The sequence below is a fragment of the Syntrophothermus sp. genome (genome assembly GCF_013314835.1).
Classification (GTDB): Bacteria; Bacillota; Syntrophomonadia; order Syntrophomonadales; family Syntrophothermaceae; genus Syntrophothermus; species Syntrophothermus lipocalidus.
In genome coordinates this window covers 1-2,938 of the sequence record NZ_JABUEX010000137.1, presented here as the reverse complement: position 1 = coordinate 2,938, position 2,938 = coordinate 1, and the positions used below count along the sequence as shown (strand labels likewise).

The following is a 2,938-nucleotide window of genomic DNA, read 5'->3' as shown; positions in this document are numbered from 1 at the left end:
CCGGAGCAGCAGCTGAGCTCCGGTGTGACAGAAGACATGGTGCGGCTTTCCATAGGGATTGAAGATGTCGCCGACATTATTGCCGATCTCGATCAGGCCCTCGCGGCCAGCCAGGCTCGATAAAACGTTACCAGCTGCCGCTTAAAGCCCGGGCTAAATCCAAAAACTTTGTCACGCAGGCCACAGCGTCTTCCCCGAGAATTACAAATAACGGTTCTTTTCCCCAGCCCGGAGACTCGTAGAAGATTTCCGGGAAGCGGGCCCCTTGGGCTAATTGCATAATTTTCCACGGCATGGATGAACCATCTTTTTCTTGAATTTCGCGTGGTTCGAGGGACCTTTCGATTTTTCCCAGAGTGAGAGATTTATTTTTGCAGTAGTTTTCGACTTGCTTCACCAGATCGGGATCCCACCGGAAGTTCATGCCGGCGCGCCACCGGGGCGCGTATTTGCGGACTTCTATCAGGCAGCGGGCCATGTGGTCGGAGGCGCCGAATGCAGGGTACCCTGCAGCCCGGAAGCGCCCCTTGACTACGGTGATGCGGCCTTCGATTCCCGCGACATCACGGGGGCATTCGGCCGTGGATAGGGCGTAAACAAGGTTGATGCGAACTTCGGGCATCAACCACGCGATTCCCGGAGCTTCTTCCAGGAGGTGAACCGCGCGCACCAGGTTTCCCAGGACCTGGTCCTGTTCATTGGCAAGCGCCATTTTTATCCTTCCTCCTCTTTTGTAATCGTTTTGAAGTAGGCTTCCCAAAAAGGATCAACTTCCACCGGCCGGAGGGGTTCCTCGCTTCCTGTGGCGCGGCGCAAGACTCGCCTGGAATCGGTAAACTCTCCTACTGCCGCTGCAGGAATCCCGTTGTCCTGCAGCTTTTTAATCAGCTCTTCGGCTTTGCCTGAAGGCGCCGCGATGAGCAGCGTGCCTTCGCTGATTGAGATCAAGGGATCGATGTTGAAGTGCTGGCAGAGTTTAGCTATTTCGGGATCGCACAAGAGATCTTTTTCAAAAACGGTAACCCCGATTCCCGAGGCTTCGGCCATTTCGTAGACTCCGTTGAGAAACCCTCCTTCTGTTGCGTCGTGCATCGCGTGGGCGTAGGGTGCCGCAAGAAGCGCATCCTCTACCACGGTCATCTTCCAAAAATAATCTTTGAGGTGAGAAACGAACTCCCTGCCAAAGGCCTTTTCTAGTTCCTCGGCTGCCTGGATGGCGAGGATGGCTGCTGCTTCGATCGCAAGGCCTTTGGTCATAATAAGGCAATCACCAACCCGGGCCCCCGAGGCCGGAGTAAGCTGTTCTTTTCGGCCAAAACCGAACACCGTACACCCACCATTCAGAGGATACCCGATCCCGGGATATACCCCGGTATGCCCCCCTACGATGCTGATTCCTAACTTCACGCACTCCTGGTGGATTTGTTCCCAGATCTCTTCAAGGAGAGAAGGTGAACTGCCGGGAGGAAGCAGCAGGCAGATTGTAAGGTATTCCGGTTTTACTCCGAGTACGGCGACGTCGCTGGCGGCGATGTGAACAATTGACCAGCCAAAGTACGGAAGGAGAGCGGGCATCCCAAAGGTGGGGTCCTCGGCAACCACCAGCACTTGATTTCCCAGGTCGATCACCGCAGCGTCGACACCGTGCCGGGGCCCCAGCAGTATCCGCGGGTTCTTCTCCCCCAACCTCGGATAAATAATCTGGTTAAAAGAGCATTGGTCCAGTTTGCCAGTTGCAGGTAACTCCAAAATCACTACCCCCTGTAAGTTTTTTTAGAATAAACGAGCCGTAACCAGCAGGCAAATTACGGCTCTGTTGAAAACGAACACTTCCCTCCGCTGGCATTACCCAGTTCAGGTTCAAAGGGTCGGAAGCTCCAGCTTCCCTCTCAGCCTGTCACACAGGCTCCCCCAGTGATCCTATATAAATACTTGGTTTTTAAGATACGCCACTTGATGGTGAAAATCCTTCTTAAAGGCGATCCAAAAAATTTTGGACAGAGAGATGAAGCAGGCTGTTTCTTTGTCGAAGCTCGTGGTACAATGTTTTCGCGGACATTGGGAAACGGGTGCCACTAAAGGTTTACAGGTGAGAACAATGCTTTACGAAGCCAGACAAACAACATTGCCTGGATTAAAAACTCCCGAACAGGAATATTGGGAGCTGATTAATCGCGGTGGTTACTCTTTTTATGAGGCTTTAAGTGTTCTTGATAAGATAGGCTGGGACTTCAAAGATTTTACCACTCAGTATCTAACACATAAGTTTCATTCTTACCCTGCAAGATTTATCCCTCAAATACCATTTACTTTTATTAAATTATTTACAAAAGAAGGTGAAACGGTATTAGATCCATTTTGTGGTTGTGGTACTACTCTTGTGGAAGCATTTTTAAACAATAGAAATTCAATAGGAAACGACTTTAATCCATTAGCCACTTTGATCAGCAAAGTTAAGGTTACGCTAATCGAAGATGAAGAATTCAGATACTTAAAAGAGAAGCTCAAGAAGGTGAAGAGCCGCTTAGATCTGGACTATAAGAGAATCGATAAGCGCTTGAAGTCTTTACCCAATAGAAAGTTAAGCAAGATATTTAACAGAGCTGTTATCTCGAAGCTCGAAGCAATTAGAGAGACTTTGCTGGAAATTAAGGAAGAAGGAGGACACGAAGATATATTTGATTTGGGGCGAGTATCGCTGTCTTCGACTGTTTGGTCGTTAGTTGAGAATGGAGGCGGCGTAGATGTGGATGTAGATGAATTATTTATGAAAAAAGTCCATTCCATGGAAAAAGAATTAAAAAAGATGGCTAAAATTGTAAAGAAAATACCAGATGTAAAAATTATTAATGGAGATGCCAGAAGGCTTGAAGTTGAAATGAATACGGTTGATCTGATAGTGACGTCCCCCCCATATGTTAATGCGCTGGATTACTAT

4 protein-coding genes and 1 riboswitch are annotated in these 2,938 nt (G+C 48.8%); of the genes, 2 read left to right on the top strand and 2 right to left on the bottom strand.

Annotated elements, in window-relative coordinates; all coding sequences use genetic code 11:
• Window positions 1-123: PLP-dependent transferase (locus HPY90_RS15670; RefSeq protein ID WP_287195887.1), on the top strand; the 123-nt coding region annotated here is incomplete at its 5' end.
• A gap of 4 nt (window positions 124-127) precedes the next feature.
• Here HPY90_RS15670 and HPY90_RS15665 read toward each other — a convergent pair.
• Window positions 128-712, bottom strand: a complete 585-nt coding sequence (locus HPY90_RS15665) for a thiamine-phosphate synthase family protein (RefSeq protein ID WP_287195885.1) — start codon at window positions 710-712, stop codon at window positions 128-130.
• A gap of 2 nt (window positions 713-714) precedes the next feature.
• The gene (locus HPY90_RS15660; protein WP_287195883.1) at window positions 715-1,749 is read right to left on the bottom strand and encodes an AIR synthase family protein; all 1,035 of its coding nucleotides are present in this window, start codon (window positions 1,747-1,749) and stop codon (window positions 715-717) included.
• Window positions 1,750-1,814: 65 nt separating this feature from the next.
• A riboswitch (TPP riboswitch) is annotated at window positions 1,815-1,923 on the bottom strand.
• Window positions 1,924-2,023: 100 nt separating this feature from the next.
• On the opposite strand from HPY90_RS15660, the gene HPY90_RS15655 reads away from it, so the two are divergent.
• A partial coding sequence (locus HPY90_RS15655) for a DNA methyltransferase (RefSeq protein ID WP_287195879.1) occupies window positions 2,024-2,938 on the top strand: 915 nt, incomplete at its 3' end.